The following is an 18,891-nucleotide window of genomic DNA, read 5'->3' as shown; positions in this document are numbered from 1 at the left end:
TTTAAACAATGCCTCTTCGATCCATTTTGTATCGATAGCAGTTAAAACATTGTTGTATGAATCTTTATTTTCAAATGACTCATAAACTAATTCCATTTCTTGATTAAACAAAAAAAATCCCCAACCTTTAATAAGATTGAGGATTATGATCTATCTGTAAGATCGTTCAAGTTTTCTTAACAGATCCTTAAACGATCGGCATTAAACGCTATTATTTAGGGTTTTGATAAATCAGGATACCTAACTTATTTACGTATTTGTCATTGTACGAACGATTAATTTTCAATGTACAACAAAGCAAAGTAGACTGATGCTAATGATGTAACGATAAAACAGGAGGACAACATGCTAATTTTTTATATTATTTGTGGGTGCTTGATCTTTGCTATATCAGGTTTCATTGTGCAATATAATCGCTTAGCGATATATCGCCGCCGTATCATTAGAAACCTTGCAAATCAAAGTTCACTAACCAAATCAGAACGTCCTCCTCAAACGCCTATTATTTTATCTGACCACCAAGAACAGCAAATAAAACAGTGCTTTTTAAAAGGGGTTAGCATTCCACAATGCATTAAGCAGCTTTAAGAGTAACTATTTATAAGGTCTAGTGATGTTCTTCATAACTAGACCTCGACATGATTGAATAAATATCTATCAAGCCTTAAGCTCCCAGTTAATGTTTTTTTAAAAACCAGTAAACCTTAATAAAATCAATTCGGGAAAAGAAGATGAAAATGGTGGCGGTTACTGCATGCCCAACAGGCATTGCACATACTTATATGGCAGCAGAAGCTTTAATCAAATCTGCAGCCAGTTTTGGTATCCAAATACAAGTCGAAACCCAAGGAGCAATGGGCATTGAAAATCAATTAACCCATCAAGATATTCACCAAGCAGATCTGATACTTATTGCGTCTGATATCAACATTGAAAATGCTGAACGATTCCAACAATATCAAGTGATTAACACAACAATAGTTGAAGTTTTAACTGACCCAAATAAAGTCATTCAAGATTGTATCAAGCAAACCAGTTAATGATCATGTCAACAATACGTATTACTCTGTATTTAGGGGAAAGTGGACTCACAGCTTGGTTAATTAAGGGTATCAACCATCGCTTACGTGACATACAAGGCGCTGCTGAGTTAATCAAAATAGACACGTTACAACGAGTTAATGTACAACACCCGTTAGCAGCACTTAGCCTCGCTTGTAAGCCCTTTGATCTATGCCAAATTTTTATTATTGGAGAGAATCTACAAACTCAGGTTGACGCACTCAAGTTATATTTACAACAATACTGTGTATTGGTGGCAGATACATACTCGGCAACGCTCCATTCAAGGTCGCCAATGTGCCGTGATAACTTTCAGTTTCATCACTTCTCAGTATCCAATAAAATGAGCGCCAAACACCGTTACCATATTATGCCCTTTGCTAAGGATGCTACCATAGTCGATAAAGCACGCATCCTTAAACTGATAGCTAAAATGGCTTCCATCAAACACTATAAAAAAATAGAATTACAACTCATACAAAGAGAAAAATTGTCCTCAACTGATATGGCAGGAGGCATTGCCCTACCGCATATAGTGAGTGAATATATCGATCAACCAATGATGATTTGTTTAACCTCCAAAACAGCCATAGACTGGCAGTCAGCACATGGTGGAGTGACTCATATCGTAGCGTTATTATTACCTAAGCCTTGCGCTAAAGAGGATATTATAGCGGTGCGGCATTTAGCAGTTAACTTACTCAATGCGGATAAAAAACAGTTTATTACTTATCATTATATGGGTCATCAATTACAAGCTATTTTAGCTTGTTTCATGCAACCTGCAGAGTAGTCTACCGAACAATCTCGATAACCCTCTGACGTTATTTCACCTAGCAGTAACCCAAATTAAGAAGGCCGTTGTTGATCACTGTAGATCGCCCTAAATTCACTCGGTGTACGCCCTAATTTACTTTTAAATACACGATAGAAATAGTTAACATCATTAAACCCGCAACGTAATGCAACTTCACTAAGTCGAAAGGAATAGCGTGTTAACATAAATTTAGCACGCTCTAAACGTACCCATGTAATGTAATCAGCCAAGCGCATGTGCCCTTGTTGACGAAATAAACGCGATAGATGATTGGGGCTAACATTAAAATGATGAGCGATATTATCGCGACTAATATGGCGATGAAAATTTTCTTGAATATAAATGCAGACTCCCTGATACAAATCTTCACTGCGTCCTTGATTAGCGCTCTCAGGGGATAGCAACATACCATGACAATAGGTCATAAGCGCCATCAATAAATACCCACCCGTTGGATGCTGAATTTTCTCTTTTGCTAAGGTATTTAACGCATTTAAAATATGATCCAAGGCATGGCCTGTACGAGTTTGCAGGCTATATTTTTGCACATCAAAAAAGGCCTCTTCCCCTTTGCGTTTTTGCACCAAACTAAATCCTAACTGACGCTTACCAAATAATAAACTAAGCACACTACAGTCGCTATTCCACTCAGGTTTATTCCAACTATTAGGTGGAATATATAAAATATCTCCAGGTAATATTTTCACCTCAGTCAGGCCAAATTCAGGATCTTCAATTTTATTAATGTACTCACCAGTGATAACAAATTCCATACGCGGAAAATTGACCTGATAACTAAATGAAGGCGGCGTTGAATGGTCACTGGCAAACCACACACGATTAAACTGATCTATTTCAGACAACACACCTTCTAATACATTAATAAATACTTGGCTCATGGCTATTATTCACTTTTATCGTCAATGGAAATAAGTTTAGGTGCGATATCAATATAATAACTCCTAGTATTTGTTGCACATAGATTAACCTAGTGACCCACTTCACAAAGGGATATTTAGGGTACAATAATCCAGTAAATGGATTGACTGTACACTATTTTTTATCCGTAAAATATCCAACAATTGCCTCCATAAACTAAAACAATATTTTACACAGAGGAGGTGCAGTCATGATTACTCAAATGATTAATGAAAAGTTGATATGCTTAAATCTTAAAGCCACAACTAAAGATGAAGTACTAAATGAGATGGTCGAGCTATTAGCCAAACAAGGCAAACTAAGCGACCGAGATAGCTTTTTAAAAGATGTCTATGCCCGTGAAGCTATCGATAATACTGGTTTTGAAGAAGGTGTTGCGATACCTCATGCTAAAAGCTCGGCAGTCATTGAACCAGCTGTAGCTATTGGTATTAGTAAATCGGGTATTGAATACGGTGCCGAAGATGGTAAAAATTCAACACTATTTTTCATGATAGCTTCTCCCGATGGTGGTTTTGATCATCACATAGAAGTGTTAGCAGAACTCTCCTCTAAATTAATTGAAGATGGGTTTATTGATGCAATGCATAAAGCGACATCAACTAAACAGGCACTTGCTTTATTATTAGAGAAAAAAGAAATAACCGATAAAGTCGCCTTGGATAAAGGCTTCATTATTGGTGTAACGGGTTGCCCAACTGGCATTGCTCACACCTATTTAGCAGCGGAAGCATTAGAAAAAGCAGCGGCACAAATGGGGTACGAAATTAAAGTAGAGACCAATGGTTCTATTGGCGTAAAAAACGCACCGACAGCAGAAGAAATTGAACGCGCGGTGGCGATTGTTGTAAGTAGTGATAAGCAGGTTGATATGACTCGCTTTGATGGTAAAAAGCTCATTCAAACTCCAGTAAAAGCGCCGATTAGTAATGGTAAAGCAGTTATTCAACAAGCATTGGATGCACCTGCTTACCAAGCTGACTCAAAAAACTCATCACAAAACAATTCCTCTGCAACTTCAGGTAGATCTAACCTTTATCGTTATTTAATGAATGGTGTATCGCATATGATCCCATTTGTGGTCACCGGCGGTTTGATGATTGCGCTATCGCTTGCTTTGGGGGGAGAGCCGACAGCTAATGGCATGCAAATTCCTGAAGGCAGTTTATGGAACCAAGTACTTAATGTAGGTGTCGTTGCCTTTACTCTTATGATCCCTATTCTGGCCGGTTACATTGCCTATGCCATTGGTGATCGCGCAGCGCTTGCTCCAGGGTTCATTGGTGGTTGGATTGCTAACAATGGTTCGTTTTATGATGCTTCTGCAGGAACTGGGTTCATCGGAGCCATTGTCGCAGGCCTATTAGTGGGTTACTTTGTGCGCTTTATTGCAACGCGTGAGTACCACAAAATGGTTGCGCCACTTGTACCGATTATGATCGCGCCCATTTTAGGTACCGTCTTTATCGCTTCGTTATTTATTTTTGTTATTGGTGCACCTATTGCCAATTTAATGGAATGGTTAAACGCTGTCCTCACTGAAATGAGTACCGGTAATGTCGTTTTATTAGGCATTGTATTAGGCGGCATGGCAGGCTTTGATATGGGTGGACCATTTAATAAAGTGGCATTCCTCTTCTCCGTGGGCATGATCGCAAGCGGCCAAACTCAATTTATGGGTGCAATGGCAGTCGCTATTCCAATTGCTCCACTAGGTATGGCACTAGCCACCGTGATTGGCCGTAAACTAGAAATATTTGAAGACAGTGAAATAGAAGCGGGTAAAGCAGCCGGTGCGATGGGTCTCGTTGGTATCTCTGAAGGTGCAATCCCTTTTGCAGCGCAGGATCCTCTATCAGTCATTCCTGCCAACGTACTAGGCTCAATGGTCGGCGCAGTAATGGCTTTCTCCTTTGGTATCACCAACAGTGTTGCTCATGGCGGACCAGTTGTCGTCTTACTTGGCGCAATGAACAAACCAGTGATGGCGATTATATGTATGGCAACGGGCACAGTCGTGACAGCCTTAGTTTGTGTTACATTGAAAAAAATGCGCATTGCACGTAAAGCAAAACAGCTGACTTCAGCAACCGCATAAAACTTAGCGTATAAGCTAAATCATAAAAGGCAGATAATGTTCCCATTATCTGCCTTTTTTCGTTACTGCCAACAGAGTCTATTCTTTCCGTTTAGTAGAGAGTTATGTTTCTCGCTAATAAACTTAATTAATTTTATCAGCTGGAAATACAACCCCTGTTTGGCGTCGGATCTCAGTTGTCATACGAGAAACACTCAATGCTCTTGCCTTGGCTTTTTCACATAATTTGCCCTGTTTAATTTGCTGAGCAAAAAAACTCGCTTCATAGGTCATAGTATTTTCAACCTGTGCAACTTTAAACTCTTGCACTGCTTCTCCTCGACGCTGTAGAGAAATATGATCACACTCAGAAATATGCGGAACTAACATCACTCCCGCCTCTCCTTGTAACTCACTTGGTAACGTTGAATCAGAGACTTTAGAATGGCGGATCACCACTTCGAAATCAGGATAATAAAAAATAGCAGCTCCATGTGCATCGACACCCGAGTCAAGTAAATGCGCACTCGCTTTTATTTTTAATGGCTCACCGAACAAAGCAACAACACTGGATACACAATAAAAACCAATATCCATAATTGAACCATTGGAAAAAGCAGGATTAAAGGTATTTGGATTTTCTCCATCAAGATAACGCTGATAACGAGATGAATATTGGCAGTAGTTAATGCTGACTTTATGTAAGCGACCTAATTTAGGTAAGTGTTCAGTGATTAAAGCGAAGTTAGGTAGATATTCAGTTTTAAATGCTTCAAACAATACTACATTGTTTTTTTCAGCAACCTCAAACATATGCTCAGCTTGGGTTATATTGGAAGCCACAGGTTTTTCGCAAATGACATGTTTGCCATTCTCTAGCATCAGAATACTTTGTTCGTAATGTAGTGAGTTTGGGCTAGCAATATAGATAGCATCAAAGGCATCGCTTTTAGCCATTTCTGTTAAATCAGTAAAACTAACAGCTGCACCATTGAAAGGAGCTGAAAATGCCTGTGCACGCTTTGTATCTCGAGAATACACTGCTGTTAATTCAAACTCTTGAGATGCTAGCGCAGCTTCGACAAAACGTTCAGTGATCCAATTAGTACCAATAATAGCGAGACGTAACATCTTTCCTCCAGTGCTTTTCATATAAAAATTATGGCTGAATATACCATGATCTGCTCCTTATCACGTCAGCACAGTAAAATATTTGAATTATAGAATGACAGCCACCAGCTAGAAATTAGTAGCAGCTAGAAAAATGATCGACAATACAATGACCAACAAAGTGATGCCAAATTATTTTATGCGGCTTTCACGAATATAAAACGTATCGCTTTATTTATAAATGTAAGCATCAGTTCGAAAGGCTAATAATAACGATAACGTTTGTTGAAGTTGTGGCTGGTGGATATGAATGCTCACATGACTTTGTAATTGATGCGTAAATTGACGTAATAACGTCGCGCCTTGTAGCGTATGAAGACTGGCAATCAGTGCTACATTTAGCAACAGTGTAAACATAAACACCACTCTAAAAGATTGCTTTTGACTTTTATGGCGTAACCTTTGTTGTGCAATAATTGCACCTGGCCAACCACATAAAATCGAACAGAAGTGTAAGGTTTTTTCAGGTGTACGCCATCGATTAAGACGCGCTGCTTTTTTATCTTTTGCATAAATTAAATAAGTCACTAGGCTAGCAACCGCAAAAATAACAAAAATGAAAAGCGGCATGTATCCAAGAAAATAAGAAACAGCTAATCCTACAATCGCCAAATATATAGGCAGGTAATGATAATTCATAAGTTCTCTAACTAGGATGAATAAGGTTTATTAGAAGTGATTTTAGCTAAGCCATTAATAATGCGATAGATGGACCATACCCAAGTCACAAACAAAACAAAGTAACCCACAACAAAGAAAGCTAATATCACCCCCACTACTGACCAGGCTAAAACCCACCAAAACGTACTAAGGATATTGGTATAGTGATCTTCAAATAAAGTCCTCCGTGCATCTTCCCTTTTAACCATTACCCAAATAGCCCCGATTAACCAAAATATACCGGTAAACATACCTAGAATCATCAAACCATAACCAATTAGCGCACTGGTTTTTGCGGCATCATCTTCAATAGATAAACTCAAGTTTGAGCGTAAATCGTTCATTTTAATCTCTTTTAATTTTTTATGTATATTAGGTCAATTCGTCTGAATAATTGATCACTTTATTAAGCGCAATGCTATTAGAGGAATCAATAATCATTGAACTCATGTTTTAAATCAGCACAGAGGTTGAAACGCTTACTTATCTTAATATGCCGTTACTATTTAAACTGCATTACAGCATTACAGCATAAAAATAACACCAACAGAAGGCTAGTTACAGGAGGTAGGAATCACTGGCTTTGAAATGGCAGCCAGTGATTATTTGTGTTTATATTGATAAGTTAAAATGCAGCTTCAATGGTGCCTTTGTATGTTTTATCTAAAAATGTGCGTGTTGCTTCAGATTGAAGAATCTTAACAAACTTTTTATAAGTTGCATTGTCTTTATCTTGTACACGCGCAGCAACATTCATCACAGCAAATTCGGCATCTTTCGCTTCCAAATAAATACCTTGCTCAGCAGGATTTAAACCCGAAGACATAACGTAATTCATGGTAATAACCGACGCATCAACATCATCTAAAGTACGTGGTAATTGCGCTGCTTCCACTTCTATAAATTGAAAGTTTTTAGGATTTTCAACAATATCGTAAACCGTCGTTTTTGCACCAGCATCTGGCTTTAACGTGATCAGTTTTGCATCAGCTAATAACAGTAAACCACGACCGCCATTGGTTGGATCGTTAGGAATTGAAATTTTTGCATTATCAGGTAAATCATTGATCGACTTGTACTTAGTCGAGTAAATACCCATACGCATTAAAATAGAATGACCGATAGAAACAATTTTTTGCTCGCTGTTACTATTAAAGTTACTCATGAAAGGTTGGTGCTGGTAACTGTTTAGATCCAGGCTACCATCCGCTAACGCAGCATTAGGCGTGATGTAATCAGAGAATATGACAACTTCAACGTTCAAACCTTGCTTAGCTGCTTCAATAGCGACAGCTTCAATAACTTCAGCATGGGGGCCAACGGTTGCGCCTACTTTAATCACTTCAGTGTTTTCTTCTTGCCCACAGGCAGCTAATCCAAACACTAAGGGTAAAAGATAAAATAACCTTGAAATTTTCTTATTAAACATTTTCAGTTCCTTTAAAACAAATGGCCGTATAGACGTCTAAATAAGATGATACAATAAAGATTATAATAGTCATAACTATTTTAACGGTGCTTGATATAACGGATGGTTATAAGTAATAGATATTATTACTTTATTTTTGCCACAAAAAACAAAAAACGGCTACTCAATTGAGTTAGCCGTTTTCATCGTTTTCTATTAATTCATTGCTTTATATTAACTCAAGTGCTGCTATCAATTAGCAACATGAGATTAGCCATGAGTAGCGCGATCACCCCAAATCTCTTTTAAGCGTTGGTCTCGCCCACAGTTCCAACGATATGCTTTGTAACGTAGAGGACTGTTTTTATAAAAATCCTGATGGTAGCTTTCGGCGCCTTTAATAGGATAAAAAGTACTGCTATCTAAGATAGGTGTTACGACTTTTTGCTTAGGGAACTCAGCAATCACTGTCTGTTTAGATTTTTCAGCCAATGCTCGCTCCTGCTCGTTTGCAACGAAAACAGCACTTAAATAACTTTCACCTTTATCGCAGAATTGCCCTCTTCCATCAAAGGGATCAATATTTACCCAGTAATGATCTAAAATCTGTTGATAGCTCACTTGCTTGGCATCATAAGTAATTTCAACGGCTTCATAATGCCCTTGATGGTTGCCTCGATAAGTTGGATTTTCTAAGGTCCCACCAGTAAAGCCAGACACAACATCAGTCACCCCCGGTAATTTTTCAAAATCAGATTCCATACACCAAAAACAACCACCAGCTAATACAGCTTTATCCGCACTTGCGAATGACACATAAAAAAGCATCGATGCTGATAAAACCAATCCTAAAATTTTTTTCATAGATATCTCGTCCTGCTAAATGAATAAAAAATGCTGTAGATATGAGTAAGTAGACCTGACGTTGATAGAAATTATTTCATTAATAATTAAATCATGAATTCTGAAAAGGGATCAGTATTGAACTAAAGATTTTCAATAAGAGTCAACTAAAGCATAAAACCTTAATAACGAAGATCTAAAGAGCGTAAACTCTCTATTTTTCTTATATTTAAGAAGTGAGCAAATGAAAAGTGTTAAATAAATTTATTACTCAATCATTTCTACTTTCGAAAAAATGCAGTTTCAGTACAGAGCCAATTAGTATTGCTTTTCTGAGCTTAGGTTTGGCAGGGCTATACTGTTCACGAAAAAAGAAATTTAGACTAGAACAATAAAAACCTTCACTTAGTTATATATGAATGCTTTTAATCTACCAATGAAAAAGCTAATAACTCCCTCTATGAACAAATTACTTCTCTAATCTCCTAACTCCGCTATCACAAAGTCGATAAAGCTACGTACCTTTGCTGACATATGCTTTCGGCTCGGGTATACCACATAAACACCTATTGGCGGCTTAGGCCAGTCACAGAAAATCTCTACTAATTTCCCTGTTTCCACTTCATCTTTTAACGCAAATTGTGGCACGCGAATAATGCCTTGGTCGGCAACGGCGAGGTCTATTTCCAAGGTCGCATTGTTAGTCAGCACATGACTTTCAACATGAACCTGAATGGTTTCTCCGTGATGATCACGGAACAGCCAAATATTAGGTTGCTTCAAATTACTATAGCTGATGATTTTATGGCGCTCTAAATCATAAGGATGTTTTGGCGTGCCGTGTTTTGCTAAATAACGAGGTGATGCTAATACCAAAGCTTCTGATTGACTCACCCTGCGACTAATTAAACTAGAATCTTCGAGTTGCGTAGAGGCTCTGATAACGACATCAAAACCATCGGCGATAAGGTCCACTTTTCTATCATTCAGTTCTAACTCAAGTTGGATTTTTTGATGCTTTTCAGTAAACCGACTCAATACAGGACTCAGGTTAGATAAACCATAGGAGATAGGACAACTTATACGTAGCTTTCCTCTAGGCTCACCTTGATTACCACTAATACTATTTTCTGCTTGCTCCGCATCTTCAATAAGTTGCTGGCACAATTGAAAATACAATTCACCTTCCTGCGTTAAACTCAAGGATCGTGTGGTTCTATGTAACAGGCGAATACCCAAACGTGCTTCTAGCTTATTCACTTCTTTACTAATGTATGAAGTGGAATGGCCACTACTCTCAGCGGCTAAGGTAAAACTACCTAGTTTTGCTACATCAACAAAAACAACCATACCATCAAATAATTTGCTGTTATTCGCCATCACATCACCTTTAGTTAAATAGATCACTACGAGTCATTTGGAAACAATCTATGCACAAAATGACTATTACTCAGCAAATGATAATAATTTAAAGTGTATCCATCCACTGAGAGAAAGAACAGGAATTAATAATGAAAGTACTCGCATTCGCAGCAACAAGTAGCAAAAGTTCTATTAACAAACAGCTCGCTAATTACACAGCAAAACAAATTAACAACGCACAAGTTGAGTTGTTAGATATCAATGATTATGAAATGCCGCTATTTAGTGAAGACCGTGAAAAAGAATTAGGACAACCAGCGCTGGCTAAAGCCTTTTATAAAAAATTGGGTGAAGCTGATGTGATTGTTATCTCTTTTGCAGAGCATAACGGTTCTTATACTGCGGCTTATAAAAACCTATTTGATTGGACGTCTCGTATTGATCAAAAACTATTCCAAAACAAACCCGTCATTATGCTGTCAACTTCACCGGGCCCTGGTGGTGCCGCTAGCGTATTAGCATCGGCACAAGCTTCTGCACCATTTTTTGCAGCACAGGTGAAAGGTGCCATTTCAGTACCTAGTTTCTACGATAATTTTGATCTGGAAAATAGCCAGTTAACTAACCAAGACTTTGTTGATCAAATAATGAATGTCATTGCTAAGCTGTAATACGTCGCGTCAACCCCAATCCAAACAATCCAAGGCCCAAAATAACAAATAAGCTAGGCTCTGGAATTACAACAGTACCTCCGGGTCCGATTAGCTTTGATGAGCCTGAACTAAAATTCGTCGCCCCTTTGATACTTTGTACACGCATTCCAACACGTTGGTCTTGAAACTGAGACTCAAGAAGTCCTGCAATCTTTAGATCGAAACTGATAAATTGATTAAAGCCACTGTTTTTCTTGTATTACTTGTAGATTAAAGCCCAATAATTAATGTAATTATTGGGCTTGGCTTCAGCAATCGCGGCGTAACGCTATTTATCAATTAATAAAAAGTGAAACTAATACTGCAACAATACCTCCGGTCGTTCCAATGATCGTTTCCATTACCGTCCAGGTTTGTAGTGTTTGCTTTTCCGTCAGTCCAAGATAGCGGTTAGCTAACCAAAAACCAGAATCATTCACATGTGAAAGGACAATCGAACCGCCACCAATAGCAATAGTAATAGCTGCTAGTTGCATGCCATTAAGTCCAAGTGGTTCAAGCATCGGAATAATTAATCCACATGCAGTTAACATAGCAACTGTTGCAGAACCTTGAATGACGCGCACTGCTGCAGCAAGAATAAATGCTAGTACAACTATCGGTAATCCCGAGCCTGCTAACATATTACCCAATGCAGCACCTACGCCTGAATCTACTAATACTTGTTTAAAAACACCACCTGCACCAGTAACTAAAATGATGATCCCAGCAGGCTCGAGTGCACTGCTGCAAATTGCCATAATACGATTATTAGATATTCCGCGTTTAGTGCCAAGTAGATAGAAAGCGGCTAAACATGCAACCATAATTGCGGTAAAAGGGTGGCCTATAAATTCTAGCCATCCATGTGCTGTTGAAGCTGGATCAACAAAACGAGCAGCAATCGTTTTAAGTCCGATCATCAGTAATGGCAGACCGATTAACCCAATAGCTAAACCAAATGTCGGAGTCCCTTCACCTTCCCGCACACTCACTCCTATTTTTTCATGTTCAGGCAGTTCAACATGCACATGTTTTGAAATCATTGAACCAAAAATAGGACCACCGATAATCATAGCAGGGATAGAAGCCAGAAGACCAAACAAGATCATATAACCAAAATCAGCATTCAGTTGTGAGGCAACAAGAATAGGCCCGGGCGCTGGAATTAAAAACGCCTGGCATGTGGCAATACCTGCTAACAGTGCAATACCTATTTTAACAACACTACCACCGCCTTGGCGAACAACTGCAAACGCTAGACCAATAAGCAATACTACGGCGACATCGAAAAACAGAGGTAAGGCACAAATAAAACCGGTAAAGGTCAACGCCCAGTTGGCATTTTTAGTGCCAAACTTATGCAATAGCGTATGTGCAACACGATCCAGTGCTCCGGTAGTTTCCATTACCTTACCAAACATAGCACCTAGCGCGACCACAACAGCCACAAATCCAAGCGTTCCTCCCATCCCTTTTTGGATGGTCACAGCTATATCTTCAGGGCTCATGCCTGAAAACAAACCTGCAATCATAGAGACTAGTATTAGTGAGGCAACGGCATGCAAACGCACTTTCATCACCAAAAATAACAACAGGATAATAGATCCTGCTGCGGTCATTATTAACGATATATCTGACATGATGTTTCCTTTATTAGTTGGTGTGTGATATTTAATTATATTATTGTTAACGAGGATCTAACTCGAGCAAAGTTACGGGTAACACGTTACCCGTAACTTTTGCTCAAAAAAACCCTTGTGTTGAATAAATGCTCTCTACTTCACATTTTTTGTCATGTGTTAATTTTTTCTTATTATTATCTATTCGTAGTATTCACAACGGGTAGAGTTACGGGTAACATGTTACCCGTAACTCTTGGCTGTCCCCAAATACACTTAAGAGTATTGTTTAATAATTAGACAGAGGTAAAAAATGGATAAACAGCAAAAATCTAAATGCTTTATTATCATGGGCGTCAGCAGTACCGGCAAATCTTCGGTTGGTGCCGCTTTCGCTAAAGCAATTCAAGCAAAATTTATTGATGGTGATGATCTGCACCCGAAAGCCAACGTTATTAAAATGACATCTGGGCAGCCACTCAATGATGAGGATCGCAGCCCCTGGTTAGAACGGATTCGCGACGCAGCTTTCAGCCTTGAGAAAAAAAATGAAAATGGCGTGATCGTTTGTTCGGCGCTCAAGAAAAAGTACCGGGATATGATTTGTGATGGCAATGATAATGTAACCTTTATCTTTTTGAATGGTGAATTTGATCTGGTTCTGGAGCGTATGAAAAATCGCCAAGGGCATTTCATGCCTACCGAGCTCCTGCAAAGCCAGTTTAATACCTTAGAGGTTCCGGGTGAAGATGAAAGTAACGTCATTAGTGTAGATATTGAAGGCAGCTTTGATGAAGTGGTCTCACGTTGTATAGCTGTTGCTCAATAAAAAGGGATATAAAACATATGAATAATATTATTGAACAAGTTACTAAAAACATTGCTATGCGTAGTAGTAAACTACGTAATGAGTATTTATCTCGCATCAGAAAACAAGCTGCATTAGGTAAAGAAAGAGCGACGCTTGCTTGTGGTAATTTAGCCCATACAGTTGCTTCATGCAGCGCAGGGCAAAAATCAACTATTCTCGATTTTACCCGCGCAAATGTTGCTATCGTCAGCGCTTATAATGATATGTTAAGTGCGCATCAGCCTTATCAAACCTACCCGGATAAAATTAAACTGGCACTTAAAAATGCGGGTCACAGTGCCCAAGTTGCAGGTGGTGTTCCGGCGATGTGTGATGGTGTAACGCAGGGACAAACGGGGATGGATTTGTCACTTTTTTCACGGGATTTAATTGCGCAAGCCACTGCTATCGCTCTGAGTCATAATACATTTGATGCGACATTATTACTCGGGGTTTGCGACAAAATAGCACCTGGACAGATAATGGGCGCTCTCGCTTTTGGCCACCTTCCTAGTGCTTTTGTTCCCTCCGGTCCGATGGCAACGGGTATCACCAATGAAGAAAAGGTAAAAATCCGTCAGCAATATGTTGCCGGCGAAGTGGACAAAAATGCGCTGCAGACTATGGAGAATAACGCCTACCACTCCCCTGGCACATGTACTTTCTATGGTACGGCAAATACCAACCAGCTTGTTTTTGAGGCGATGGGGTTAATGTTACCCGGCTCGGCATTTTTACCGCCGGATTCACAATTACGCCATGCATTAACTGATGTTATTGCCAAACACATGGTAACCATAACTCATGGTTGTGGTGATTATCGTCCTATTGCCGAGGTTATAGATGAAAAATCTGTGGTAAATGGATTGGTGGCATTATTAGCTTCAGGGGGCAGCACTAATCATACTATTCATATGATTGCGATTGCGCGCTCTGCCGGATTAGTTGTCACCTGGGATGATTTTGACCAACTTGCCAAAGTAGTGCCCTCTTTAACCTTAATGTATCCCAACGGGCCGGCTGATGTTAATGCCTTCCAGGCCGCAGGTGGTGTTCCGACCTTGATGAAAATGTTGGCCGCTCGTGGCCTGCTTAATATGGATGCGCAACCTGTTTTTGGCACTATGCAATATTATTTAAAACAGCCTGTTTTGGTTGACGGTAAGGTTGAATTTGTGCCAGCGAGTGATTCACTGGATGAAAATGTGATTGCAGCGCCGGGACAGGAATTCAGTAAACAAGGCGGCTTAAAATTACTTGATGGTAATCTTGGGCGCGGGGTGATAAAAATCAGTGCAGTAGCGGAAGAAAATCGTTTTATTGAAGCACCGGCAATGGTTTTTGAATCTCAGCATGACGTAGAAACAGCTTATAAGGCCGGGCAATTAAACCGTGATGTGGTTGTTGTCGTGCGTCATAACGGCCCATCAGCCAATGGTATGCCTGAGTTACATAAATTGATGCCTATTTTAGGTAATGTGATGAAAGCCGGATTTAAAACTGCGTTAGTGACCGATGGACGATTATCGGGGGCATCGGGTAAGGTTCCTGCTGCTATCCATATCACGCCGGAAGCATTACATGGCGGTCCATTAAGTAAAATTCAGGACGGCGATATTATCTATTTAGATGCCAATAATGGCAGTATTTCTGTTAGAGCAGAACTCAGTGAACGGGCTGAATTTCATCCCAATTTAGATCACGAACATGTGGGTGCGGGCAGAGAGCTCTTCTCGTTATTTCGTCAGGCAGTATCAAGCGCAGAAACAGGCGCAACTATTTTCAATCAATAAGGATGTAACATGAATTGGACTATTTCCCCCGAACAGGTTTTTGCCTGTTCACCCGTTGTGCCAGTGATGGTCATCAATAATGTAGCTGATGCCGTGCCAATGGCAAAAGCGCTTGCGGCAGGTGGCATTAGTGTTTTTGAGGTAACCTTAAGAACAGAAGCTGCTGTAGAAGCTATTCGCGCCATCGCGACAGCCATGCCCGAGGCAATGATCGGGGCTGGAACTGTGATAAATACCCAACAATATGATGCGGCTGTGGCTGCCGGCGCTAAATTTGTTATCTCTCCAGGATACAGTATCTCGTTGTTGGAATATGCTAAAACTGGAATAGCACCTTTAATTCCAGGGGTATCAACACCTTCGGAAATAATTACTGCCTTAGAGTTAGGCTATGACCATTTGAAGTTCTTTCCGGCAGAAGCAAATGGCGGAGCCGCGGCGCTAAAAGCCATTGCCGCGCCGTTACCTCAGGTGCGTTTTTGTCCAACGGGGGGGATTAACCCCGGCAATGTTGCCGATTATATGGCGCTGAATTGTGTTGCAACCGTAGGTGGATCATGGATGATTCCAAATGATGCTATTGAAAGTGGTGACTGGGCAAAGGTCACTGAGCTGTCTAAGCAAGCCGTATCCCTGATTGCCAGTCTATAAAAGCCTAAAATTTAAAAAAATATCACAGTAATAGGCAGCCTGGACAAGCTGCCTGTTATAACAGCCTCTAAATACTCTCTCCATGGCGAATTTCAAAACCAAGATCAATGACTTTCTCCGTAATTTTCTGACCATTTAAACGGGCAATGAGCTGCTGTGCTGTAATTTGGCCTATTTTTTCGCGCGGAGTGACCACCGTTGCTAAGCTAGGTACCATACATTGACCAATATCATGGCCATGAAAACCGGCAATGGCAATTTCTTCGGGAATCTTCAAACCGAGGCGCTGTGCTTCAAAAATGGCACCAATGGCTAAGTCATCATTTGTACAAAATAAACCATCTGTTTGCGGATGTTCTGCGATTGTTCGTTTTAATAATTCGGCACCTAGCGAAAACGAAGAGGGTGCTTCGGTCAGCATGCTTTTACTGGTAAAACCATACTCCTCCATTGCTTTTGCGTAACCTTTTTCTTTTAGTTGAGTTCGCACATCCATACGCGCTCCTAAATAAACAATATTGCGATATCCTTTTTCTATCATGCTTGACACCATACGATAAGCCGCATCGATATTATCAAAGCCGACGGCCTGTTCAATGCACGGAGAGATCACATCCATCATTTCAATAACCGGAATACCGGCAGTTTCGATCATTTTTAAAGTTCTGGCGGTATGATGACTTTCTGAAAGAATTAACCCGTCGATATGATAAGACAACAGGAAACTAATACGTTCCTCTTCAATGTCAGCGCTATAGCCATAATGCGCTAGCATGGTTTGGTATCCGGCAGCTTCTGTGACATTTTCAATACCACGTATAACTTCTGAGAATACCTGGTTGGTTAACGAGGGTACAAGAATACCTATTGCATGGCTTTTGGCGTTGGATAGCAAATCCGGCGCTCGGTTTGGAATGTAACCTAACTCTTCTAAGGCCCTGGCAATTTTTTTTTGTATGGCAGAAGAAACTTGATCAGGGTCTCGAAGATAACGACTGATGGTCATCTTTGTCACCCCGACGATATTGGCGACATCTTGTAGAGTGGGTCTTTTTTTCTTAGTCATAATTATTACTCATTCAATGTTACTTGTAACATAACAAGAATATATACTATATGCTTCAATAGTTACAATAACATTTATTAAATGAAACCAAGCTAAGTAAGTGAACTATACCCAAGATAAAAAGGAATAATCATTCTCATTATGATGCGTTTTGTTCCCGCATCCGGGCGCAACTCTGAATTTGCATCTTGAAGTAGTTTGAGGGTTGAACGATTTCTTCGGAAATAAAGCAAAATAGATGATATGAAAATCCCTGATATGGTATACAAAGACATCGCAACGTCCTACCCAGAAATACATTTCGTTTAACTTGATACCTTCTTTACCTTTGTTTCATCAGTTATGTGTGAGCAACAATGTTCAATAAAATCGCGTCTTGCCTTTTGCCTCTAACACAATTGGGGCGATATGTATGGTCCGCCTCGATATTGCAAGTAATAATATCGATAACGTAGTTGGTTTGCGCTAATGTATTCGGAGTCTTTGCAGGCTGCCAATAAATTAGCCCCAGCTCCACGATGAGATCCGCGCTAGATTGTCCTCAAAAGCGACTAAGCATACTTTAATAAGGTGCTGTTTCGCCCCACAGGTCTTCAATCCAGTGGTCTAACCGTTTTGTCATCTGTATTATCATTTGCAAATCCTGGTTACACTCTAACTTCGAATGCTTGTTTGGTCGAAAGTACTGCCCACGCTATTCGCGCAAGTTTGTTTGCTAGTGCAACTACTACAACATTAAATGGTTTTCGTGATAATAATTCGAAGAGCCAATTACCAAATACAGCGACTGCTTTTTCAGGCCTGACTAGTACTGCTCTGGCCCCATGAATAAATAACTCTCGTAACCCCTTATTCCCTCGTTTACTTATTCCGAGCAATGTTGTTTTTCCCCCTGTAGAAAATTGTCGAGGAACTAACCCTACCCAAGCAGCTAAATGTCTTCCATTCTTGAAGTCTGCTGCATTACTGATATCAGACATACAACGACTTGCAGTTAACGTTCCTACCCCTGGAATCGTTTTAAGCAATTGGGCTAATTCATCATTCTCCACTAATTGTTTAAGCTTTTTATCTTGCTGTGAAATAAGCTCGTTAAGCTTTAAATAAAATTCATGATGCTCTCTTAACTCTCGAAGAAGCATTGGTGGTATTGGTTCGCCATATTCAGCCAACCATTGAAATAAACTCTTCATTTTGGAGTGAGATCTAGGAAAGCTCATACCAAACTCTAATAAAATAGAGCCAATACGAGACATACAAGCTGTTCTGTCCTTTAGGTAACTTGAACGTATGCGTTGAATAACGGATATTACTTGAGATACCTCTGTTTTTACACTGACGAAACGCATTGAAGGGCGAGAAGCAGCTTCAGCGATAGCATCTGCATCAATGAAGTCGTTTTTGTTTGTTTTAACATATGGTTTGACGTATTGGGGAGGGATAAGCTTTGTGGTATGACCAAATCCCTGGCATTTTCTTGCTAACCAATGTGCTCCACCACAAGACTCCATTGCAACGGTTGTCGTTTCTAATGTTGAGAGGTAGTGAATTAGTTTTGAACGATTCAATTTCTTACGGCAAACTTCTTTTCCTGATAGATCGTGCCCAACAAGATGAAAAGTAGACTTACCTATATCAATTCCCAAAATATTAATATTAGACATGATGATTCTCCTCTTGAGTAATTTACCCTAAGTTTAGACTAGGGTGAGGCGGACCATCTTATTAGCGACCTAACATTATACCGAAAGGATGAAGGTGCCTTTACGCTCGCTATTGGGAGAAAGCGAGCGTAAATGCTATCGCTTCAACAGGTAAATATCACAAAAGAGCTGAGGCGTTTTGTGCCCCAAAGCGAGATAGATAAGCAACTTATTTA

At 39.8% G+C, this 18,891-nt stretch carries 19 protein-coding genes; 8 read left to right on the top strand and 11 right to left on the bottom strand.

All coding sequences use genetic code 11. The features are described 5' to 3' along the window. The first annotated feature begins 345 nt into the window (after positions 1-345). The 3 genes from MT391_RS19395 to MT391_RS19385 all read left to right on the top strand — a co-directional run bounded on the left by MT391_RS19395 (position 346) and on the right by MT391_RS19385 (position 1,855). Positions 346-588, top strand: coding sequence for a hypothetical protein (locus tag MT391_RS19395; protein WP_499499659.1), 243 nt, complete (start codon positions 346-348; stop codon positions 586-588). Positions 589-731: 143 nt separating this feature from the next. Next, a complete protein-coding gene (locus MT391_RS19390; protein ID WP_499499658.1) occupies positions 732-1,040 on the top strand; it encodes a PTS fructose transporter subunit IIB in 309 nt (102 codons plus the stop codon). Further along, positions 1,040-1,855, top strand: a complete 816-nt coding sequence (locus MT391_RS19385) for a PTS sugar transporter subunit IIA (protein WP_499499656.1) — start codon at positions 1,040-1,042, stop codon at positions 1,853-1,855. The genes MT391_RS19390 and MT391_RS19385 overlap by 1 nt, the downstream gene beginning before the upstream one ends. A 56-nt stretch (positions 1,856-1,911) precedes the next feature. On the opposite strand, the gene MT391_RS19380 is transcribed toward MT391_RS19385, so the two are convergent. Further along, positions 1,912-2,778 (bottom strand): helix-turn-helix transcriptional regulator, encoded by an 867-nt coding sequence (locus MT391_RS19380; protein ID WP_499499654.1) that lies wholly within the window; start codon positions 2,776-2,778, stop codon positions 1,912-1,914. A 230-nt stretch (positions 2,779-3,008) separates the two neighbouring features. Between MT391_RS19380 and MT391_RS19375 the strand changes: the two genes are divergently transcribed. Beyond that, positions 3,009-4,916 carry a PTS fructose transporter subunit IIABC gene (locus MT391_RS19375; protein ID WP_499499652.1) on the top strand — a complete coding sequence of 636 codons (1,908 nt, stop codon included), beginning with the start codon at positions 3,009-3,011 and terminating at the stop codon, positions 4,914-4,916. A gap of 123 nt (positions 4,917-5,039) precedes the next feature. Here MT391_RS19375 and MT391_RS19370 read toward each other — a convergent pair whose 3' ends face one another. The 6 genes from MT391_RS19370 to MT391_RS19345 all read right to left on the bottom strand — a co-directional run bounded on the left by MT391_RS19370 (position 5,040) and on the right by MT391_RS19345 (position 10,356). After that, a complete protein-coding gene (locus MT391_RS19370; RefSeq protein ID WP_499499650.1) occupies positions 5,040-6,026 on the bottom strand; it encodes a Gfo/Idh/MocA family protein in 987 nt (328 codons plus the stop codon). Positions 6,027-6,236: 210 nt separating this feature from the next. Then, the gene (locus tag MT391_RS19365) at positions 6,237-6,704 is read right to left on the bottom strand and encodes a DUF1294 domain-containing protein (RefSeq protein ID WP_499499648.1); all 468 of its coding nucleotides are present in this window, start codon (positions 6,702-6,704) and stop codon (positions 6,237-6,239) included. Positions 6,705-6,715: 11 nt separating this feature from the next. Beyond that, on the bottom strand, positions 6,716-7,069 hold the full coding sequence (locus MT391_RS19360; RefSeq protein ID WP_499499646.1) for a DUF4870 family protein: 354 nt from the start codon (positions 7,067-7,069) through the stop codon (positions 6,716-6,718). Between the two features lie 281 nt (positions 7,070-7,350). After that, on the bottom strand, positions 7,351-8,154 hold the full coding sequence (locus tag MT391_RS19355) for a MetQ/NlpA family ABC transporter substrate-binding protein (protein WP_499499644.1): 804 nt from the start codon (positions 8,152-8,154) through the stop codon (positions 7,351-7,353). 249 nt (positions 8,155-8,403) lie between these two features. Continuing rightward, positions 8,404-8,997: a peptide-methionine (S)-S-oxide reductase MsrA gene (msrA, locus tag MT391_RS19350; protein WP_499499642.1), complete on the bottom strand. Its 594-nt coding sequence runs from the start codon at positions 8,995-8,997 to the stop codon at positions 8,404-8,406. A gap of 456 nt (positions 8,998-9,453) precedes the next feature. Then, positions 9,454-10,356, bottom strand: coding sequence for a LysR family transcriptional regulator (locus MT391_RS19345; RefSeq protein WP_499499640.1), 903 nt, complete (start codon positions 10,354-10,356; stop codon positions 9,454-9,456). Positions 10,357-10,487: 131 nt separating this feature from the next. On the opposite strand from MT391_RS19345, the gene MT391_RS19340 reads away from it, so the two are divergent. Next, positions 10,488-11,009 (top strand): NADPH-dependent FMN reductase, encoded by a 522-nt coding sequence (locus MT391_RS19340; RefSeq protein ID WP_499499638.1) that lies wholly within the window; start codon positions 10,488-10,490, stop codon positions 11,007-11,009. Here MT391_RS19340 and MT391_RS19335 read toward each other — a convergent pair. Further along, complete coding sequence (locus MT391_RS19335; protein ID WP_499499636.1) at positions 10,999-11,157, bottom strand: PEP-CTERM sorting domain-containing protein; 159 nt, start codon at positions 11,155-11,157, stop codon at positions 10,999-11,001. The genes MT391_RS19340 and MT391_RS19335 overlap by 11 nt on opposite strands. Positions 11,158-11,326: 169 nt before the next feature. Then, positions 11,327-12,673 carry a gluconate transporter gene (gntU, locus tag MT391_RS19330; RefSeq protein WP_499499634.1) on the bottom strand — a complete coding sequence of 449 codons (1,347 nt, stop codon included), beginning with the start codon at positions 12,671-12,673 and terminating at the stop codon, positions 11,327-11,329. 292 nt (positions 12,674-12,965) lie between these two features. On the opposite strand from gntU, the gene MT391_RS19325 reads away from it, so the two are divergent. The 3 genes from MT391_RS19325 to MT391_RS19315 are packed head-to-tail and all read left to right on the top strand — an operon-like array spanning position 12,966 to position 15,946. Next, positions 12,966-13,481 carry a gluconokinase gene (locus MT391_RS19325; protein ID WP_028869351.1) on the top strand — a complete coding sequence of 172 codons (516 nt, stop codon included), beginning with the start codon at positions 12,966-12,968 and terminating at the stop codon, positions 13,479-13,481. Between the two features lie 17 nt (positions 13,482-13,498). After that, positions 13,499-15,295, top strand: a complete 1,797-nt coding sequence (gene edd, locus MT391_RS19320) for a phosphogluconate dehydratase (protein ID WP_499499632.1) — start codon at positions 13,499-13,501, stop codon at positions 15,293-15,295. Positions 15,296-15,304: 9 nt separating this feature from the next. Further along, on the top strand, positions 15,305-15,946 hold the full coding sequence (locus MT391_RS19315) for a bifunctional 4-hydroxy-2-oxoglutarate aldolase/2-dehydro-3-deoxy-phosphogluconate aldolase (protein ID WP_028869353.1): 642 nt from the start codon (positions 15,305-15,307) through the stop codon (positions 15,944-15,946). A gap of 67 nt (positions 15,947-16,013) precedes the next feature. Here the strand turns inward: MT391_RS19315 and gntR are convergent, their stop codons facing one another. Continuing rightward, on the bottom strand, positions 16,014-17,015 hold the full coding sequence (gntR, locus tag MT391_RS19310; RefSeq protein ID WP_499499661.1) for a gluconate operon transcriptional repressor GntR: 1,002 nt from the start codon (positions 17,013-17,015) through the stop codon (positions 16,014-16,016). Positions 17,016-17,659: 644 nt separating this feature from the next. Then, positions 17,660-18,676, bottom strand: coding sequence for an IS110 family RNA-guided transposase (locus MT391_RS19305; RefSeq protein WP_499499630.1), 1,017 nt, complete (start codon positions 18,674-18,676; stop codon positions 17,660-17,662). Positions 18,677-18,891 lie beyond the last annotated feature (215 nt).

Origin of the sequence: Vibrio sp. 1-Bac 57, assembly GCF_037546855.1 — a bacterium.
Lineage (GTDB): Bacteria > Pseudomonadota > Gammaproteobacteria > Enterobacterales > Psychromonadaceae > Psychromonas.
This window is presented reverse-complemented; position numbering and strand designations above follow the sequence as displayed.

Excerpts from the sequence above, each read along its gene's own strand:
- MT391_RS19365 (WP_499499648.1), bottom strand. The coding sequence starts at position 6,704 with ATGAATTATCATTACCTGCCTATATATTTGGCGATTGTAGGATTAGCT.
- MT391_RS19355 (WP_499499644.1), bottom strand. The coding sequence starts at position 8,154 with ATGTTTAATAAGAAAATTTCAAGGTTATTTTATCTTTTACCCTTAGTG.
- MT391_RS19370 (WP_499499650.1), bottom strand. The coding sequence starts at position 6,026 with ATGTTACGTCTCGCTATTATTGGTACTAATTGGATCACTGAACGTTTT.
- MT391_RS19360 (WP_499499646.1), bottom strand. The coding sequence starts at position 7,069 with ATGAACGATTTACGCTCAAACTTGAGTTTATCTATTGAAGATGATGCC.
- MT391_RS19340 (WP_499499638.1), top strand. The coding sequence starts at position 10,488 with ATGAAAGTACTCGCATTCGCAGCAACAAGTAGCAAAAGTTCTATTAAC.
- gntU (WP_499499634.1), bottom strand. The coding sequence starts at position 12,673 with ATGTCAGATATATCGTTAATAATGACCGCAGCAGGATCTATTATCCTG.
- msrA (WP_499499642.1), bottom strand. The coding sequence starts at position 8,997 with ATGAAAAAAATTTTAGGATTGGTTTTATCAGCATCGATGCTTTTTTAT.
- MT391_RS19385 (WP_499499656.1), top strand. The coding sequence starts at position 1,040 with ATGATCATGTCAACAATACGTATTACTCTGTATTTAGGGGAAAGTGGA.
- edd (WP_499499632.1), top strand. The coding sequence starts at position 13,499 with ATGAATAATATTATTGAACAAGTTACTAAAAACATTGCTATGCGTAGT.
- MT391_RS19345 (WP_499499640.1), bottom strand. The coding sequence starts at position 10,356 with ATGGCGAATAACAGCAAATTATTTGATGGTATGGTTGTTTTTGTTGAT.
- MT391_RS19395 (WP_499499659.1), top strand. The coding sequence starts at position 346 with ATGCTAATTTTTTATATTATTTGTGGGTGCTTGATCTTTGCTATATCA.
- MT391_RS19380 (WP_499499654.1), bottom strand. The coding sequence starts at position 2,778 with ATGAGCCAAGTATTTATTAATGTATTAGAAGGTGTGTTGTCTGAAATA.
- MT391_RS19325 (WP_028869351.1), top strand. The coding sequence starts at position 12,966 with ATGGATAAACAGCAAAAATCTAAATGCTTTATTATCATGGGCGTCAGC.
- MT391_RS19315 (WP_028869353.1), top strand. The coding sequence starts at position 15,305 with ATGAATTGGACTATTTCCCCCGAACAGGTTTTTGCCTGTTCACCCGTT.
- MT391_RS19305 (WP_499499630.1), bottom strand. The coding sequence starts at position 18,676 with ATGTCTAATATTAATATTTTGGGAATTGATATAGGTAAGTCTACTTTT.
- MT391_RS19390 (WP_499499658.1), top strand. The coding sequence starts at position 732 with ATGAAAATGGTGGCGGTTACTGCATGCCCAACAGGCATTGCACATACT.
- MT391_RS19375 (WP_499499652.1), top strand. The coding sequence starts at position 3,009 with ATGATTACTCAAATGATTAATGAAAAGTTGATATGCTTAAATCTTAAA.
- MT391_RS19335 (WP_499499636.1), bottom strand. The coding sequence starts at position 11,157 with ATGCGTGTACAAAGTATCAAAGGGGCGACGAATTTTAGTTCAGGCTCA.